Here is a 17,614-nt window from a genome sequence, read left to right on the forward strand (position 1 = left end):
CGGGCTACCCCTCGTCCTCGCCGTTGACGCCCGGCAACTCGGTCTGCCAGCGCACGCTGGTCACCGAGGGTTCCAGGGACAGCCGGCTGATCGCGGTTTCCATCTGTTTGTCGTCGCGCTGCTCGGCCGACAGTTGCGCACGGACCTCCACCCGGCCCTTGCCGCCGTTCGTGTCGACGTTGGTGCTGGTAACGGACCGCAATGCAAAATCGGTACGGGCCAGGGCCTGTACCAACAGCGCGCGCACGTGTGCCTCGGAAGCGTCGTCGGTGACCGCGAGGAACTCGTACGAAGTGGGGGTCTCGGCGCCGGTGTCGGGGCGGCGGTCCACCACCCGCCCCACCGGGCGCAGCACGATGTTGACCGCCACCACCGCGACGGTGCCCGCCACCGCGATCGAGTACAGCCCGGCGCCGGCCAGCGAGCCCACCGCGGCCGCGCACCACAGGGTGGCCGCGGTGTTGAGTCCCCGCACGGTCAGTCCCTCGCGCAGGATCACCCCGGCGCCGAGGAACCCGATGCCGGACACGATCTGTGCGGCGACCCGGGTCGGGTCAGCGTCGCCACCGGTGAACCCGTGCGCGGACAACAGGACGAACAGGGTGGCTCCGCCGGCCACCAGGGCGTTGGTGCGCAGCCCGGCCATCCGGACGCGGTACTGGCGCTCGAAACCGATCACCGTGCCGAGCCCAACACCGGCGCCGAGGCGCAGCAGCATTTCAGCGGTGCTCATGAGTGTGGTCCCCTCGGGGCATGGAGCAGGTCTGTCCGGTTGGGTCTGCGTCGTGCCGTGGGTGGTCGCGTCACCACCAGGCCGGTCGGCGCCGCAGATACAGCTTCTTGGTCAACTCGGCGGCCAGACCGTAGCCGAGCAGCACCGCGCCCAGCCAGAGCAGGTAGCTTCCGGGTAGCGGTCGCAGCCCGAGCGGCACAGCCAGCGCGGACACCGGCAGCACCAGCCCGGCGACGGCGACCGCCGCGGCGGCGATCACGACCGGGCGGGCTGGTCGCGACGCCTTCCACACCGGCCCCGCAACGCGCAGCACGAACACGATGAGCAGCTGGGATACCAGGCCCTCGACGAGCCATCCGGTCTGGAACATCGACGGCTGTGTTTCCGCGCCGAACACCCACCACAACACCGCGAAGGTCATGAGGTCGAACAACGAGCTGAGCGGGCCGAACACCAGCATGAACCGGGTCAGGCCTCGGGCGTCCCAGCGGCGGGGCCGGCGCAGGTAGCCCGGATCGACCCGGTCCCACGGCAATGCGAGCTGCGCGGTGTCATAGAGCAGGTTCTGGACCACCAGTTGGAGCGGCAGCATCGGCAGGAACGGCAGGAGCACGCTGGCGACCAGCACGGAGAGCACGTTGCCGAAATTCGAGCTGGCCGTGATGTGGACATATTTGAGCGTGTTGCCCAGGGTCCGCCGGCCCTCCACGATGCCCCGGGCGATCACCCCGAGATCCTTCTCCAGCAGGATCAGGTCAGCGGCGTCCTTGGCAACGTCAGTGGCGGTGTCCGCCGCGATGCCCACGTCCGCCAGGCGCAGCGCGGGCGCGTCGTTCACCCCGTCCCCGACAAAACCGACCGCGTGCCCGCCCTCGCGCAGCGCCGCCACGATTCGGGCCTTGTGCGCTGGGGTGAGTTTGGCGAACACGCTGGTGCGCTCGACCAGCGCGCTCAGCTCCGTGCCACTGGCCTTCTCGACCTGGCGGCCGAGCGCGATCGGCTGGGACGGCACGCCGATGCGCGCGCAGACGTGCGCGGCGACGTGTTCGTTGTCCCCGGTGAGGATCTTGACCGCCACGCCGTGCTCGCGCAACGTGCGTACCGCCTCGGCGGCGCCTTCGCGGACCGGGTCGACGAAGCCGATGAATCCGACCAGCGTCAGCCCGTGCTCGTCGTCCTCGTCGTAGCGACCGGCCCGCCCCGGGCACTGCTTGACCGCTACGGCGAGCATTCGCATGCCATGTTCGGCGTGGGCCCGCATCATGTCGCGGGCCTGCGCCCGGTCCGCCGGGGTCAGCTGGGTGAGCGCGCCCAGCGCGCGGGCGTGGGTGCTGCGGGCCAGCACGACGTCCGGATCGCCCTTGGTGATCAGGAGATGCTCGCCCGGCTGACGGCGCACGACCACGGTGCCCCGGCGGCGGAGGTGGTCGAAGCCGATCTCGTCGACCTTGGCGTGGAGTGCCTCGATCAGCAGGTCCTCGGCGTCATCGCCGTAGTCCGCGAGCTGGGCGTGGATCGCGTCGTCCAAGCGGATCCGGGGGCCGGTCTGGAAATGTAGGGCGAGGTAGGCGTACTCGGCCGCCTGGCCGTCGGGCCGTCCCTCGGGGTCGATGCTGTGCGCGTAGACCACCCGGTCCTCGGTCAACGTGCCGGTCTTGTCCACGCACAGCACGTCTGCCGCGCCGAGGTCCTGGATCGCGTTGAGCCGCTTGACGATCACCTTCGCGTGGGCGAGGCGGACGGCACCGCGCGCCAGGTTGGTGGTCACGATCACCGGCAGCATCTCCGGGGTCAACCCGACCGCCACCGCCATCGCGAACATCACCGCCTGGGTCCAGTCCCCGGTCACCGTCCCGTTGACGACCAGCACGATCGGCACCAGGACCAGCATGAAACGGATCAGCGTCCACCCGACCGTGCGCACACCCCGGTCGAAACTGGACTCCGGTCGTTCGCCGGTGGTCTGCCGGGCGATCGAGCCGACGTAGGTGTTCGGGCCGGTGGCGATCACTACCGCGGTGGCGGTGCCGGACACCACGGAGGTACCGACGAAACACAGCGCCGGCAGGTCCACCAGTTCCGGGCCGGCACCGCCACGATCACTGCGCCGAGCATCGTGGAGGTGCCGGCGGTACACCGTCGCGGGCGGTGCCGGCTCCCGCTTGGCCACCGGCATCGCCTCGCCGGACAGCGCCGACTGGTCCACCACGAGATCGGACGCGCTCAGCACCCGCACGTCGGCCGGCACCAGGTCGCCTGGCTCGAGCAGCACCACGTCGCCGGGAACAAGATCCTGGCTCGGGACCTCCCGCTCACTGGGCCTGTGTCCGCCCTCGGCGCGCCGGCGCACCGTTGTGGTCATGCTCACCTGGGCCCGCAACGCGGCCACCGCGCGGTCGGAGTGGGTGTGCTGCCAGAACCGCACCGCCACGCTCAACGTCACCATCACCGCGACGGTCAACGCCCCACGTAGATCGCCCAAGCCGGCGAACACCAGGCCCAGAGCGGCCAGCAATGCAACGAACGGGCTACGTACCGCCGTGGCCACCCGCCCCGCGGCGCCGAGCCGAGCCGGTGGGTCCACGACGTTGTCGCCGTAGCGGGCCAGTCGCTCGGCTGCCTCCGGCTCGGTGAGGCCCTTGGGGGATGCGTCCAGCCGGCCGAACACCGCCAGCCGCGGCGCCTCGGCCAACTCGCGCAACCAGACAGCCGTCTCGGCGGCGGACGACACAACCGGGCGAGGCATGGTGGCGGTACGAATCATGGAACGGTCCTGTCAATGAAGGCAGTGGACATGTGCCGTGCCGAACACGAACGTGACCACCACACGGACCGCCGGGGCCTTACCCCAGTCCTGCCAGGCGTCGCCGGGCCTCCGCGTGGCGGCAGCGACTACTTCCCTCGCCGGTCATCCGGCTCACCTCCTCCACCGCGCATGCCGGCCGCCAAGGTCGAGAGGCCGCCCGACCAGTACACCGCGCGCCCGCCCAGACAGTCAAACACTTGTACAAACATCGGTCGTAAGTCACGCTGTCGGGCACCGCGCTCGAAAGGACAGCCCGTGCCCGTTGGCCCCGCTGCTCACCCGCCGGTCCCGCCGCCCGGCTCATTGCCACCCGAGCTGCTGCAGGACGCCGCGGCCACCTTTGGGCTGCTCTCCGCCACCGTGCGGTTGCACCTCGTGTGGCTCCTCGCCGAGGGCGAACGCGACGTCGGCACCCTGGCCGAGGAGGTCGGGCAGAGCGTTGCCACTGTCAGCCACCACCTCAGCAAGCTCAAGCTCGCTGGCCTCGTGCGCGCCCGCCGCGAGGGCAAACGCCAGGTCTACTTCGTTGACGATCAGCACGTCGTCGACATCGTCCAACTGGCCGTGCGCCACCACGCCGAGCTCCATGACACCCAGCTCAGCCGCGGACAACGGCGCACCCAGAGCAGAGGCGCCTAGTCACCACCGCGAGAGTCGACGCCGGACGCCGGACGCCGGACGCCGGACGCCGGACGTCGGTCAGGTGGGCAGGTCGTAGAGGTCTGGCATGGTGAAGTCCTCGTCCTACTTTGACTGGCGTGGCGACCGCGGCGGCTCGTCCGCCGCGGACGGCTCGCAGAAGGTTGGTGGTGGACTGGACCGTGGTCCATTCGGCGTCGCCGGTGATGTTGAGTCCGGCGCAGACCGCGCCGGGTGGTCCGTTGAGCGCCGCCAAGGAAATCGCGGGTGTCCGAGGTCCGCCCCTTGGGGATGCGACGCCGACCAGGTGGGGCCGTCCGGCTGCCCGATCAGCCGCTCCGACGGGGACTTCTGGGTGATGATGCCGGCCTTCACGGTGGCCTTCGCGTCATCGGCCACTGGATCTCCGCCCGATGCGGCGAGAACGACCGCGCCGATACTGTCGACCGTTCATTAATTTCCCCCCAGCGCAACTAGTGCCCATTCAGAGTCGCGCCCCGACTGGCTCTCGTCTGCACGGCCAGCCGCCGTTCTGGCTTCCCGTTAGCTGCAAGGCGCCCCTGCCTGCTAGCAAGAATGCCGCGACGACTGCGCCCGCCTCATCCGTCGAACGCCGCCGCCATGCGGTCGAGGTCGGAAAGCAGGTCGGCGAGGCGGTGTTCGGGGACGGCGTCGGTCATGTGCTGGTCGATGGCGTAGACCGCGGCTCGTGCCCCGGCGAGGCGGCGGCGGCCTTCGTCGCTGAGGTGGGCAGGCAGGGCGCGTCCGTGATCGGTCGTGGTCACTCGCGTGACGAGGCCAGCGCCCTGCAGCCCACGAAGCACGACGTTCATCGACTGCCGGGTGACGAAGGTGCCCCGGGCCAGCTCGGCGTTGGACAAACCAGGTTGCTGATCAAGGAGCTCGAGGCAGGCGTACTGCGGCACCGTCAAGCCGTGGTCGCGCAACGCCCTGTCCATCGCGCCGCGTAGAGCGGCGGCCGCACGCTTGAGGCGGTATCCCAGCCGCTCGCTGACGTCGGGGACCCGCGGCGCGGCAATCCGATCGTGCATGTCAGGAGTTTGACATAGCGTCTCGACGGCGTCTACGTTCGATTATGTCAAAGTCCTGACATACGCAACGTGTTCACCGTCGAGCCGAGGCAACAGACCGAGCTGGTCGACGCCCTGGACCGAGCCACGAGCACCCTCTTCGCCACGGTGAAGAACCCGCGATCAGCTCGGGCCCGACCCGGCCGTGTCTGCATCGAGGAGACGCGTGAGGAGCTCGGTGAGCTGCCCGAGGTCGTCGGCTGGGAGGCTTCGGATCGCCGGGGGCGGGCGCAGCAGGATGGCGTCGGCGGTCGCGATCGCGTTGTGCCCGGCGGCCGTGAGCGTGACCAGCTTGCGGCGCCGGTCGTCGGGGTGCGGGCGGCGTTCGACGAGGCCGTGGGCTTCCAGCTTGTCGACGATGAGGGTTGCGTAGGGGGCGTCGACGCTGTTGGCCTCCGCGAGCTGGCTCAGGGTCATCGGCTCGTTGCGGAGCTGGAAGAGGATCTTTCCTCGGCCGCCGCCGAGGCGGAATCCGAGCGCCTCGGCGAGCTCGCCTCGGCGGTTGTGAGTTTCGACGAACCGCTGCATGAGGGCCCAGGCCTGCTGGACGGGATCGGCTGATCGTCTCGAGGTGGCTGCCATCGGTCGCCTCTCCCGCGTCCTTCTCCTACCGCGGCGGTCCGAGCCGCCGCGTCGTGTGCCCGGCGTGCCGTAGTGCCGCGTTCACCACGCTACTGTCCGGCCGAGGTAGTCCACGTAGTGCAGACCGGGTCTGCCCTGGAGGGCGTCGAGCGTCCTGACGACGTTCGGGATGCTCTCGTCGACGCTGAGCCGGGCGTTCGGGCCGCCGAGTTCGGTGTCCACCCAGCCGGGGGCCATGAGGACCAGAGTCCGGCGCTCGCCGCCATGCCGTGCCGCGTAGCTGCGCATGAACGTGTTGAGCGCGGCCTTGCTGCCCCGGTACACCTCGTGGCCGCCGCGCTCGTTGTTGGCCACGCTGCCCTGGCCCGAGGACATCACCCCGATCGTGCCCTCGGGTTCGACGTGGTCCTGGAGAGCCTCGATGACGCGCAGCGGGCCGAGTGCGTTGGTGACCATGACCCGGTTGAACTCATCGGTCGGGGTCTGCGCCACGGTGCCTTCCGGCTGGTTGGTGACGCCGGCGTTCACGAAGAGCAGGTCGAACATGCGGTCCGCCAGGCGAGCGTGCAGCGCCGCGATCTGCGCGGGCTCGGTGACGTCGACGGTCTCGATCTCGATCTGCTCGGCGCAGGTATCGGCGAGGTCATGCGCAGGGGTCCGGCCCGAGCCGCGCACGGTGGCTACGACATGCCGACCGCCCCGCGCCCACTCCCGGGCCAGTGCAAGGCCCAGACCGCGAGACGCGCCGATCAGGAGCACTCGTCTGCCCGAGGCCGACGGCGGGCCAGAGGGAGGAGTAGAGGTAGTTATAGGCATAACAACGATTATACTAGGTATAACTAAATCCGTCAAGCCGCGGTGATCGCGGACCTGAGATCATTTCGCCTTCCAGCTGAGCTTCGACATAGTGGGCGCTTGCCGTATGCGATCGATGTGCGGCTCGGACCGTGCCGCGTCGGGACGTTTTCGAAGAAGTTGTGGCGAGGATGTCGAGACTGGCCTGGCGGCTCCGTCCCAGGGGCAGATGCGGCCACCGGGGCCGCACCACAGCGAGGAGGCCCACCATGAAGTACCTGCTGCTCAAGCACTACCGCGGTGCCCCTGAGGCCGCCAACAACGTCCCGATGGACCAGTGGACGCCACAGGAGGTCGAGGACCACATGCAGTACATGCGCGACTTCGCCACCCGGCTCGAGGGCACGGGGGAGTTCGTCGACAGCCAGGCGCTCTCGCCCGGGGGCACGTTCGTCCGGTACGACGGGGAGGGCCGGCCGCCGGTCACCGACGGGCCGTTCGCGGAGACGAAGGACCTGATCGCCGGTTGGATGGTGATCGACGTCGACAGCTACGCGCGCGCACTCGCGCTCGCCGGTGAGTTGTCGGCGGCCCCCGGAGCCGATGGCAAGCCGATCCACGAGTGGCTCGAGCTGCGCCCGTTCCTGGGCGAGGCGCCGACGGTCACCGAGTGAACGGAGCGGCCAGGTCGGCTCACGAGATGGACGAACTGCTGCTCCGGGAGCTGACCCCCTCGGTGATCGGTGTCCTCGTCCGGCGCGGAGTTGACTTCGCGGTGGCCGAGGACGCCGTGCAGGAGGCCCTCATCCAGGCCGCGCTGACCTGGCCGGACCGGCGGCCGGCCGACCCGAAGGGCTGGCTGGTCACGGTTGCCTGGCGCAAGTTCCTCGACGCCCACCGCTCCGAGCTGTCGCGCCGCGACCGGGAGCAGCGGGCCGATGCCGAGCCGCCGCCCGGGCCGGCCGAGGCCGAGGACGACACCCTGCAGCTCTTCTTCCTGTGCGCCCATCCGTCGCTGAGCCCGACGGCCGCGGTGGCACTCACGCTGCGCGCCGTCGGTGGCCTGACCACGCGGCAGATCGCCCAGGCCTATCTCGTGCCGGAGGCGACCATGGCGCAGCGGATCAGCCGGGCCAAGCGCACGGTGCGCGACGTGCGGTTCTCCGAGCTCGGCGACCTGGCGACGGTGCTTCGAGTGCTCTACCTGGTCTTCAACGAGGGCTACACCGGCGACGTCGACCTGGCGGCCGAGGCGATCCGGCTCACCCGGCAGCTGGCGTCGATGACCGAGGACGAGGAGACGGCGGGACTGCTGGCATTGATGCTGCTGCACCACGCTCGGCGACCGGCGCGGACCCGGCGCGACGGCAGCCTGGTCCCCCTCACCGAGCAGGACCGCGCCCGCTGGGACACCTCACTCATCGCCGAGGGCGTCGAGATCCTGCAGGCCGCACTCGCCCGCGACCGGCTCGGCGAGTTCCAGGCCCAGGCCGCTATCGCCGCCCTGCACGCCGATGCGCCGCGCGCCGAGGAGACCGACTGGGTGCAGATCGTCGGCTGGTACGACGAGCTGCTGCGGCTCACCGGGAGCCCGATCGTGGCGCTCAACCGGGCCATCGCGGTCGGCGAGGCCGATGGCGCGAAAGCCGGCCTCGCGGCCTTGGCCTCGGTGGACCCCGGTCTGCCCCGCCACACCGCCGCCTCGGCCTACCTGCACGAGAAGGCGGGTGACCTGTCGACCGCGGCACGGCTGTATGCCGACGCCGCCCGGTCCGCCCCCAACCTCGCCGAACGCCACCACCTCACCCGGCAGGCAGCGCGGATCAGTCAAGCGCTGCGTGGGTGAGCCTGCGCGGAAACGCACCTCACGAACCCCGGTGGAGACCCTTGGCCGGCACGACCACGACCACTGACGCGCCTTCGTCGAGGGCGTCGGCCCGGCCTGCGCCGCTGCACCCGGCGGGCGGGGAGCACCGGCGGCCGCTGAGGCTCAGACTTTGCGTCAGGGCCGATCAGCGACTACACCGGATCTGTCCGGCGCGAATGGAGGCTCCTTGATCTCACGCGGACGCGTGGCCGCGGTGCTCGCCGCGGGGCTGTTGGGACTGTCCGCCGGGACTGTGTTTGTCACGGCCTGCGGCTCAGGCGTGCGACCCCCGGACACCCCGCCAGCCGCGTCGGCACCGACGACGCCGTCCAGGCCGCCACCTCAACCACCGCCCAGAACGCCCGGTCCCGCCGTTCTTGCGGTGAAGATCGACAACGCGCGGGAGGCCCGCCCGGCACGGGGCCTCGGCAACGCCGATCTCGTGTACATCGAGCCGGTCGAGGGCGGAGCGAGTCGGATCATCGCGGTGTTCGCCTCCCAGCTCCCGCCGGTGGTCGGGCCGGTGCGTAGCGCACGCGAGACTGATCTCCAGCTGCTCCCGCAGTTCGGCCACCCGGCACTGGCCTTCTCCGGCGCCGCCCCGTCTCTGCTGCCCCGCATCGCTCGTGCCGCCGTTCGAGACGCCTCCGCTGACCGGGTGCCGCGCGCATATTTCAGGGACAGGAACCGTGCCGCACCACACAACATGTTCGTGCGCCCCGGACAGTTGCCCAAGGGCGGCGGGTGGCCGGCGAATACCGAACCACAGTTCGGCCCCGCACCAGCTGGGGGAGTGCCGAGCAGCCACAGGGTGGTGCGTTATCGGGCGGCCAATGTCGGTTTCGACTGGGCCGCCACAGCCAACCGCTGGCTGGTCTCCTTGGACGGTGCACCCGCGATGTCCGACGGCCACCGACTGGCGGCCAGCACCGTCGTCGTACAGCAGGTCCGGGTCCACCAATCGGCGATCCGTGACGTCGCCGGCAGTCCGTCGCCCATCGCCGATACCGTCGGACACGGCCGTGCGTTGATACTCCGCAACGGCCAGTTGTTCCAAGCCAACTGGTCTCGCACCGCGGTGGACCAGGGCACGACCTACACCACACCCACCGGCCAACCGATCCGTTTCGAGTCCGGGCAGGTGTGGACAGTGTTGAGCCCAGGACGACTCTAGGCGGTGGCCTGGCCTCGGACGGCGCGCTCGGCGGTTCGAATCGAGACGGGCGGGGCATGGGCCACGGCGTCGACGCCACCGAGCTCGAGGAAGCATCGGTCGCGACTACTGCTGCCCGGGCCTGCGGGCCGGCAACGGCCGGTGCCGAACGGCGCCGTCGAGTAGCCGATCAGGTCGAAAAGCGGCGAGCAGAGGCTGGGGCGCGCCGAGGATCTCCTCCGCGACGAGAGTACCGAGCAGCGGGGCGAGGGTGACGCCGCTGTGCGTGGCGACGACGTAGAGCCGGGGCGCGGAGGGCAGCGGGCCCGCGACGGTCCGGCCGTCAGCCGGTATGGCTCGCTGGCCGACGCGCAGCTGCGTGATGGCTGCGGCACCGGTGTTCCTGAGCACGCTGGTGAGACGGTTGAGGAACTCCCCGGCCAGGCCGGAGTCGGTCGTCGGAACGTCACGAGGATCAGCTGTGCTGTCGAGGTCGAGCGCCTGGAGCAGCAGTCTGCCCGCGCCGTCGGGGCGGACGTTGAGCCGCGAGGTCGTGATCAGCCGTGCCAGTGATAGGGGGAGTGGGTTGGTCACGGCGAGGTACCCGACAGTCGCGTCGCCGGCGCGTTCGAACGTCGCCATGGGCAAGGTGACGTCGGCCCGCGCCAGCAGCGTCTCGGTCCAGCGTCCGACGCAGCTGACGAACTGGTCGCCGCCGATGACCGCCCCGTCAGCGAGCCGCACCGCGGGCTGATCGGAGTCGAGGTGGAACGACGTGACCCGGGCACCGCCGATGACCTGCACGCCGAGATCGGCCGCGGTCGCGAGTAGGAAGCCGAGATAGAGCTGCGGATAGCAGTGCGCCTCGCGCGCGAAGTACGCGATGGGGCCCGCATCGACCGGAATGATCAGGTCGGGTGCGAGTTGCCGCGCGCGTGCGGGCGAGATCAGTTCGACGTCGTAACCCAGGTTCCGCAGCCGTGTCACGCGCTGACCGAGTTCGTCCCGATGCGCGAGTTCGGTCGCGATCTCGAGGTGACCGCCGGCGACGAGCCAACCACCATCGGCGTCCCGGGCCAGGCGATGGTGGGCTTCGAGGCCCGCGAGGTTGAGCTCGTAGTAGTCGCGCGGCTCCTTGTTGTTCGCGTTGACCCAGGCGAAGCTGGTGGCCGAGGTGCCGACACCGGGTGCTTCCTGCTCCACGACGGTGACGCTGGCGCCCCGTCGGGCGAGCTCGGTTGCTACGGACAGGCCGATGACGCCGGCTCCGATGACAACGACGTGCACGGGCTGCGGCTCCTTTGGGATGAGGTGGCGGCGAGTAGGGCGCGTGCGAAGCGTCCATAGCGCTCCGATGTGAACCGGGCGGGATCCGAGAGGATCATTCGTACCGCCTGTTCGCCGATCGCGAGCAGCGAGAGTGCCAGCAAATCCAGGTCGAGGTCGGCGAGACCGGGTCGGCGGTCGTGGCCCCAGCGGAGTAGGTCGCGGAGCCGTGAAAGTGCGAACTCGCGGCCGCCTTCGAAGCGACGCCGGATCTGGGTGGGTGCATCACTCGAGGGTTGGACCAGCAGTCGCCACGAGTCGGGGGCCGCCTCGACCGCACGCAGGAGATTCATCGTCGCTTCGAGCAGAATGTCGTCGAAGGTGGCGCTGTCCTCGAAAGCGCGCTTTGCCGGATCAGCAACATTGTTTGTCTTGCCGGTGGGCGTCGGGCGAGGCTTCACCGGTGACATACGCATCGGCAGTCCCGAGCTCGAACCCGAATCTGAACCGCGGCGTCGCCGCCGCCGCCGCCCACGAGCAACAGGTAGCTGACGCCGGGCCCAAGAACGGTGCCGCGGGGTGGGACGAGAGGTACGCCGGCGCTGAGCAGCTATGGAGCGGGCAGCCCAACGGGGCCCTGGTCGCCGAGGTCGCACACCTCACGCCGGGTCGGGCTCTGGAGGTTGGGTGCGGCGAGGGTGCGGACGCGGTCTGGCTGGCCGGTCGGGGCTGGAACGTGACAGCGCTGGACGTATCGCGGGTGGCCCTGGAACGCGCTGCTCGCCACGCCCGTGACGCGGGAGTCCGCGTGCGGTGGGTGCACGGTGGGCTCGAGGAAGCGCCGCTTGAGGCGGGAGCGTTCGACCTGGTGACCGCGCAGTACCCCGCACTGCTGCGCACCCCGAGCAACGATGCTGAGCGTGTGCTGCTGTCCGCCGTCGCGCCCGGCGGTGTCCTGCTTGTCGTTCACCATGCCGACGTCGACGCGGAGCAGGCCAAGGCGCACGGGTTCGACCCGGCCGACTACGTCAGCCCGTCCGACGTCGCCACCCAGCTCGGCGAGGGCTGGCGGATCGACGTCAACGAGAGACGACCGCGTGACGTACCTACCGGCGGCCCGGTGCACCACACCCACGACCTGGTGCTGCGAGCCCAGCGTCTCCGCTAGCAGACCTCGGACCCCGGGCTCGTCCCGACGAAGCGCTGTCCTTCAAGTCGAACCTCAACCGGAAAAGGATCACCAGCGCTGGGGTCAGCGGCGCGCCCACCGGGACATCACGGGGTGTGGGCCACTGGCGACCGGACCGCGAGGTGCCTGCCGGCACGGTCGATGGGGGACACCGCGCCCGGTCGGGCGTCCGGGCCCGATCTAGGGGTGCGACGACCCGCGGAGGCTTGTGCCAGGTCGGCGATCTGCCGGCTCAGGCACGCCGAGCTTGCTACCTGGGTGCCCGCCACATCGGCCACATTGTCGGTCCGCCGGGGATTTCGATCTCTGCTGTCACTTCGAAGCCGTGCCGAAGGTAGAGCGGCACGTTGCGCTCGCTCGTGGCCTCGAGATACGCCGGCATCTGGTCTCGATCGCACCTCTCGAGCACCGGGGCCATAAGGGACGACCCGAGCCCGCGTCCTTGCCGATGCGGCCTGGTGCCGAGCAGGAAGAGGTAATAGTGCGGCTGCACCGGGTGCGTCGCCGCCATCAGCCCGAACACCTCGAACAGCCGGTCGGCGTCTTCCTCGAGGACCTGGCCCAGCACGGTCGGGAGCTGCTCGTCGTCGGCGGCCCCGGGCGGAGCCCAGAGAGCTGCCGAGATCCCCTTGTCGACCGCGTAGGTCTCGTCATACGCAAGGTACGACTCGGCGACCGCCCCGTAGAAGGCCGGGCTGAGCTGCCGCCGTCTCGGCCCGTCCTCGACGCACCAACTCACCACGGGGTCGTCGTAGAAGGCGAGGGCCAGTGTCTCAATGACCGCGGGCAGGTCCGCCGCCGTTGCCTTGCGGGGGCGGAGCGTCGCCGTGTTTGCCGTTGCAGCGACCAGATTGTTCATTGCGCACCGCCAGGTTTGTCGGACACCGCCATCGAGTCGGCGTCTCCCGAAGCTACGGTTCGACCGCGGCCGCTACATCTCCCAGATGGCATATCCGCGGGCCCGAAGGTGGCTGCGTCTCAGTCGTGCTCGGCGGACTGCCGGCGAACCACCTCTGCCGCGACCTCCGAGCGGTTGCGCAGACTGAGCTTGGCGTAGATGTGCGAGAGGTGGACTTTCACGGTGCCTCGGGAGATGAACATCCGCTCAGCGATTTCCGGATTCGTCAGGCCCTCGGCGGCGTGGCGGACGATCTCGAGCTCAGTCGGGGTGAGGCTCGCCCAGCCGCTCGACGGCCGCTTGCGCACGCCCCGGGCGCGGCGCACATAGGCGATCGAGTCGTCGAGCGACATTGCTTCACCTTCCGCGCGGGCTGCCGCCAGCGCGGGCCCGCCGAGCGCTCCGCGCAGCCGAAGTGCGAGCGCCTCCGAGCGCTCCTGCTCGGGTCTCCAGCGGGCAAGTCGGAGATCACCGCGCACGCGGTCCGCTGCGCCCAGCAGGCGCGCGGCCTCCCGATGGCTCTCGAGTCCGGCCGCGACCTCGGCGAGGGTGTCGAGTGAGTCGGGTATGTCGAGGCGCTCGCCGCGCTGGGCCTGGTCCCCGAGAGCCTGGTGCGCCAGCTGCTCGGCGGTGGCCCAGTCCCCCGCGGTGGCGGCGATGCGCGCCAGCTGATTGCGCGCGCGGGCTCTCACCCCCCGGTTGTCGAGGTGGTCCGCAACTGCCAGGGCCCGCTCAGCATTGGCCCGTGCGGCGACGCCGTCGCCGAGGAGGCGCTCCACCTGCGCCAGGTCGAGCAGCGCCAACGCCTGCGCCCACGCGAATCCAGCGTTCTCGCGAACGGCGGCGGCCAATCCGCCTCGCGCCTGCTCCAGCCGACCGAGGGCTGCGTGGGCGAGCGCGATGCCGCCGTCCACGATGGGCAGCGCGAGGCCCACGCCACCGGAAACCATGCGCGCTCGGCAAGCCTCGAGCCGCTCGAGCGCCTCGACGGGCATCCCCGCGTGCACGTCGAGCAGGCCAATACCCCAGGTTGCCAGCCCGTCCTGGATGTCGCTGGCTGCCTCCAGGCAGCGTTCCCACAGTTCGCGAGCGACTTGGTGGTCACCGCTCGCGTACACGGTGTAGCCGAGCATCAACCAATGCCAGGCGACTAGGTCGCGGAAGCCGAGCTGGCGCGCGAGCTCGTAGGAGGCCTCGAGTTCCGTGCGGGCGGCGTTGTACTCGCCCATCAGGCAGAGCGCCCAACCGGTGTTCTGCGTGACCTCGGCAAGGCACCAGTCGTCACCGACTGCCCGGGCCAGCTCACCGGAGCGCCTCAGGGTTGGCAGCGCCCCACGCGGGTCAGCCATGAACTGGAGGATGCCGAGCACGTCGAGCGCACGCGCCTCGAGCGACCGGTCGCCCAGCTCCCGCGCCAGCGCCAGCGCCTCGGTTGCATCCCGCTGGGCGAGCTCATAGTTGCCCGCGAAGACCACCAGGTAGCCTCGCCAGCTGAGCGCGCCGCAGCGCAGCGCCGACCGCTGGCCGGCCGTCGCGTTCAGCGCCCGAGTCAGCGCCGCGTGCCCCTCGACGAGCCGCCCGGCGAGCACCCACCAGTAGGCCAGCGCCGTGCACAGGCGCAGCGCCTTCTCCGACTCGCCCGCCGCTGTGTGGTCGATCGCGGCGTACAGATTCGCCGCGTCGGGGTCGAGCAGGTTCCCCCGGTGCGGGTCCGCCGCCAGCTTCAATCCGGTACCTTCGGCGACGGCGACGAATGCGTCGGCGTGGCGATCGCGCAGCCGGCACGCCTCGCCGGCCTCGGCGAGCCGGTCGAGCGCGTACTGGCGGACCGTCTCCAACAGCGCGTAGCGGCTCAGCGATCCGCGCTCCTCGACGAGCACGAGCGACTTGTCGACGAGGGAGGTGAGCAGGTCGAGAATGGCGCGGCGGTCGAGGTCGTCGTCCGCGCACACCACCTCGCAGGCGTCGAGCGTGAACCCGCCCTGGTACACCCCGAGTCGACGCAGCAGCGTACGTTCCGGCTCGTCGAGCAGTGCGTGGCTCCAGTCGACCGACCCCCGCAGCGTCTGCAGACGGGGCAGCGCGCCTCGCGCGCCACCGGTGAGCAGTTGGAAGCGGTCGGCAAGCCCAGCGGCGATGCGGTCAACCGAGAGGACACGCACGCGCGCGGCCGCGAGCTCGATGGCGAGCGGGATACCGTCGAGGTCTCGGCAGATTCGGGCGACGCAGGGGGCGCTGTCGTCGGTGACCGCGAAGTTCGGCCGGACCTTGACGGCGCGCTCGACGAACAGCCGCACGGCGTCCGAGTGCCCGAGCGCGTGGGCCGCATCGGGCACGGGCGACAGCGGCAGAGACAGCGACGGCACGCGCCACGTCGTCTCGCCGCCCACCCCGAGCGGTTCGCGGCTGGCCGCAACCACCGTGACGTCCGGGCAGCCGCGCAACAGCGCGTCGACGAGCCGCCCGCACGGCTCGAGGACGTGCTCGCAGTTGTCCAGCAGCACGAGCGCCCGGTGCGCGGCGAGGCGGAAGACCGCCGCCTCGAGCGGCGTCTGGTCGGGCAGGGGTCGTACCCCGACCGCCGTGGCCAATGCCGACTCGATGAGCACCGGATCGGAGAGCGGCGCGAGCTCGACCCACCACACCCCGCCGGGGTAGTGATCCACGGCGTCGGCGGCGAGCTGGAGCGCGAGCCGCGTCTTGCCACAGCCGCCCGCGCCGGTGAGGGTCAGCAGCCGGGTCGAGGCGAGCAGCTTGTCGAGCTCGGCGAGCTCGCGGCGGCGGCCGACGAAGCTGGTCAGCTGGATGGGGAGGTTGTTGGGCAGCCGATCGAGCGAGCGCGGCTGTACGCCGCTCGGGAAGTCTGGATGCCCCAGCGCGAACACCCGCTCGGCGCGGCCGAGGTCACGCAGGCGGTGCTCGCCGAGATCGATGAGCCGGGCGCCGAGGGGAAGGTGGTCGGCCACAAGTTCGCCGGTCGCGCTGGACAGCAGTACCTGGCCGCCGTGGGCGACCGCGCACAACCGTACGCACCGGTCGACCGCGGTCCCGAAATAGCCGCCCTGGTCGCGCAGCTGCGCATCGCCGGTGTACAGCGCTATACGCACCCGCGGCGCGGCGCCTGTGCACCAGTCCTCTGCGAGAATTGCCCGCTGGGCATCCAACGCCGCCGCGACAGCGTCTCGAGCGCGGGTGAACGCCGCCAGCACGCTGCCGCCGTCGCCCTCGCCCTGCTCAACCGGCCGTACGCCGCCGTGGCGCGCGACCAACTCGCCGAGGATGTTGCCGTGGCGCGCGATCGCGGTTGGCGCGTGCTCGGCCAGCGCGGAGCTCTCGATATCGCTCAGCAGGAACGTGATCGTGCCCGGTGGCACCGCAAACGTTGAGACTTCGGTGGCTGATCGACCCATGACCGCCTCAATGAACAGCGGCCCTCCCAGGCCGAGGCACAAATCCGATGCTCTCATGACGCACCCGATGCAGGCGAATCAGTCTCTTCTGCGAGAGCCTCATGGAACCGGGTCAGTAACCCAGTTGCCACCGCGTCGGCCTGCGAGGGACCGTAGATCATGGCGCCGGACGATCTCACTGACCACTACTCACCGGGCCCGGTCAGCCTGACTCGCGCTTCTCGGCAGGTGTCTTGCGGGAAGCCTTGAGCGAGCCGGGGTGGGCCGTGGCGGTGGGGTCGTGGCGGGTCTTGACCAGGCTGGCCACGGTCACCACCGTCAGCACGACGGCGATCACCCCGAGGCTGATCGGGGTGGAGATCGCCGGTACCGACGGGCTGATGTCGACATGCCCCCAGTGCAGGATCAGCTTCACCCCGATGAACGCCAGGATGACCGCCAACCCGGTCGACAGGTACACCAGGCGATCCAGTGGGTTCTGATCGAAGGTTCGTCGCGATCTATTTCGCGTCCGTGGGCTATCCGGGGCTGGTCAACGTCTCGATCGGGTAGGGCAGGTCGCCGGGTAGCAGGAGTTGCGGTATCTGGGTGAAGCGCCACCCGTTGTGTTCGGGGGTGAAGGTCCAGATGACGTCGAACCGGTCGTGTGGCCAGTGTTGGGGCGGGGTCGGGTTCACCTGGCCCAGGTTTTCGGCGATCTTGTGCATGGCTTCGTGGTGCCAGGAGACGAGCGTGGTGCCGGGGCGGGTGCTGATCTCCCGGGTGAGGCGGGTCTCGTCGCCGGCGGCGTAGCGCTTGATGACCTCGAGGCCGAGGCGGGCGGCCAGTGGGGTGACGGTCTGGGCGGAGCGTTTGCTGTGGCCTCCGGCGTGGGCGGAGGCGTAGATGGTGTCCGGCCGCCTCAGCTCGGCGGGTAGGTCACCGCGGGAGGGCGCGAACAGCTCGACCAGCGCGCCGGCCCGGATCCAGCCGCTGACGGTGAGGCTGTGCGGGTCCTCCTCGCCCTCGGGGTTGACGCCGTGCGGGCTGCCGGAGGGGTGCAGGGGCTTCTCCGCGTGCCGGATCAGAATGATCATGCGACTGTCCGTCGGCTGACCGTTGCCGCTGGATGGATAAACCGGATTGGTCATGATGACGGTGCGACCCTCCATGAGTCGGGTAAGGGCCTCGACGACGACTTCTTCG

Annotated in this window: 15 protein-coding genes and 1 pseudogene; 5 read left to right on the top strand and 11 right to left on the bottom strand. The window is 70.3% G+C overall.

The features are described 5' to 3' along the window. Positions 1-4 precede the first annotated feature (4 nt). Complete coding sequence (locus ACTXG6_RS20270) at positions 5-733, bottom strand: MgtC/SapB family protein (protein ID WP_445189360.1); 729 nt, start codon at positions 731-733, stop codon at positions 5-7. A 70-nt stretch (positions 734-803) separates the two neighbouring features. Continuing rightward, a complete protein-coding gene (mgtA, locus tag ACTXG6_RS20275) occupies positions 804-3,497 on the bottom strand; it encodes a magnesium-translocating P-type ATPase (RefSeq protein WP_445189361.1) in 2,694 nt (897 codons plus the stop codon). Positions 3,498-3,668: 171 nt separating this feature from the next. Here mgtA and ACTXG6_RS20280 point away from each other — a divergent pair, with 171 nt between their 5' ends. Then, positions 3,669-4,178, top strand: coding sequence for an ArsR/SmtB family transcription factor (locus tag ACTXG6_RS20280; RefSeq protein ID WP_445189362.1), 510 nt, complete (start codon positions 3,669-3,671; stop codon positions 4,176-4,178). Between the two features lie 599 nt (positions 4,179-4,777). On the opposite strand, the gene ACTXG6_RS20285 is transcribed toward ACTXG6_RS20280, so the two are convergent. The 3 genes from ACTXG6_RS20285 to ACTXG6_RS20295 form a co-directional block, all read right to left on the bottom strand. Continuing rightward, positions 4,778-5,230 carry a MarR family winged helix-turn-helix transcriptional regulator gene (locus ACTXG6_RS20285; protein ID WP_445189363.1) on the bottom strand — a complete coding sequence of 151 codons (453 nt, stop codon included), beginning with the start codon at positions 5,228-5,230 and terminating at the stop codon, positions 4,778-4,780. Positions 5,231-5,392: 162 nt separating this feature from the next. Then, positions 5,393-5,851: a MarR family winged helix-turn-helix transcriptional regulator gene (locus ACTXG6_RS20290; protein ID WP_445189364.1), complete on the bottom strand. Its 459-nt coding sequence runs from the start codon at positions 5,849-5,851 to the stop codon at positions 5,393-5,395. Positions 5,852-5,932: 81 nt separating this feature from the next. Continuing rightward, positions 5,933-6,610: an SDR family oxidoreductase gene (locus tag ACTXG6_RS20295; protein WP_445189365.1), complete on the bottom strand. Its 678-nt coding sequence runs from the start codon at positions 6,608-6,610 to the stop codon at positions 5,933-5,935. A gap of 305 nt (positions 6,611-6,915) precedes the next feature. Between ACTXG6_RS20295 and ACTXG6_RS20300 the strand changes: the two genes are divergently transcribed. From ACTXG6_RS20300 to ACTXG6_RS20310, 3 genes are all read left to right on the top strand, one after another. Then, on the top strand, positions 6,916-7,320 hold the full coding sequence (locus tag ACTXG6_RS20300) for a YciI family protein (RefSeq protein WP_445189366.1): 405 nt from the start codon (positions 6,916-6,918) through the stop codon (positions 7,318-7,320). A 26-nt stretch (positions 7,321-7,346) separates the two neighbouring features. Next, complete coding sequence (locus ACTXG6_RS20305) at positions 7,347-8,492, top strand: RNA polymerase sigma factor (RefSeq protein ID WP_445189367.1); 1,146 nt, start codon at positions 7,347-7,349, stop codon at positions 8,490-8,492. Between the two features lie 403 nt (positions 8,493-8,895). Further along, entirely contained in the window at positions 8,896-9,687 is a 792-nt protein-coding gene (locus tag ACTXG6_RS20310) for a DUF3048 domain-containing protein (RefSeq protein ID WP_445189368.1), read from the top strand. Between the two features lie 105 nt (positions 9,688-9,792). On the opposite strand, the gene ACTXG6_RS20315 is transcribed toward ACTXG6_RS20310, so the two are convergent. After that, entirely contained in the window at positions 9,793-10,953 is a 1,161-nt protein-coding gene (locus ACTXG6_RS20315; protein ID WP_445189369.1) for an NAD(P)/FAD-dependent oxidoreductase, read from the bottom strand. Then, positions 10,908-11,408: a hypothetical protein gene (locus ACTXG6_RS20320; RefSeq protein ID WP_445189370.1), complete on the bottom strand. Its 501-nt coding sequence runs from the start codon at positions 11,406-11,408 to the stop codon at positions 10,908-10,910. Before ACTXG6_RS20320 ends, ACTXG6_RS20315 begins: the two co-directional genes overlap by 46 nt. On the opposite strand from ACTXG6_RS20320, the gene ACTXG6_RS20325 reads away from it, so the two are divergent. Further along, positions 11,396-12,100: a class I SAM-dependent methyltransferase gene (locus ACTXG6_RS20325; protein WP_445189371.1), complete on the top strand. Its 705-nt coding sequence runs from the start codon at positions 11,396-11,398 to the stop codon at positions 12,098-12,100. The two genes, ACTXG6_RS20320 and ACTXG6_RS20325, sit on opposite strands and share 13 nt — an antisense overlap. A gap of 271 nt (positions 12,101-12,371) precedes the next feature. Here ACTXG6_RS20325 and ACTXG6_RS20330 read toward each other — a convergent pair whose 3' ends face one another. The 4 genes and pseudogenes from ACTXG6_RS20330 to ACTXG6_RS20345 all read right to left on the bottom strand — a co-directional run bounded on the left by ACTXG6_RS20330 (position 12,372) and on the right by ACTXG6_RS20345 (position 17,505). After that, positions 12,372-12,980 carry a GNAT family N-acetyltransferase gene (locus ACTXG6_RS20330; RefSeq protein ID WP_445189372.1) on the bottom strand — a complete coding sequence of 203 codons (609 nt, stop codon included), beginning with the start codon at positions 12,978-12,980 and terminating at the stop codon, positions 12,372-12,374. A gap of 119 nt (positions 12,981-13,099) precedes the next feature. Continuing rightward, positions 13,100-16,393, bottom strand: a complete 3,294-nt coding sequence (locus tag ACTXG6_RS20335; protein WP_445189373.1) for a LuxR C-terminal-related transcriptional regulator — start codon at positions 16,391-16,393, stop codon at positions 13,100-13,102. Positions 16,394-16,631: 238 nt separating this feature from the next. Next, positions 16,632-16,901: pseudogene (locus ACTXG6_RS20340) on the bottom strand (TerC family protein); the annotation flags it as partial. Between the two features lie 46 nt (positions 16,902-16,947). Further along, on the bottom strand, positions 16,948-17,505 hold the full coding sequence (locus tag ACTXG6_RS20345; protein WP_445189374.1) for a hypothetical protein: 558 nt from the start codon (positions 17,503-17,505) through the stop codon (positions 16,948-16,950). Positions 17,506-17,614 lie beyond the last annotated feature (109 nt).

It is taken from the genome of Pseudonocardia sp. Cha107L01, assembly GCF_052566575.1.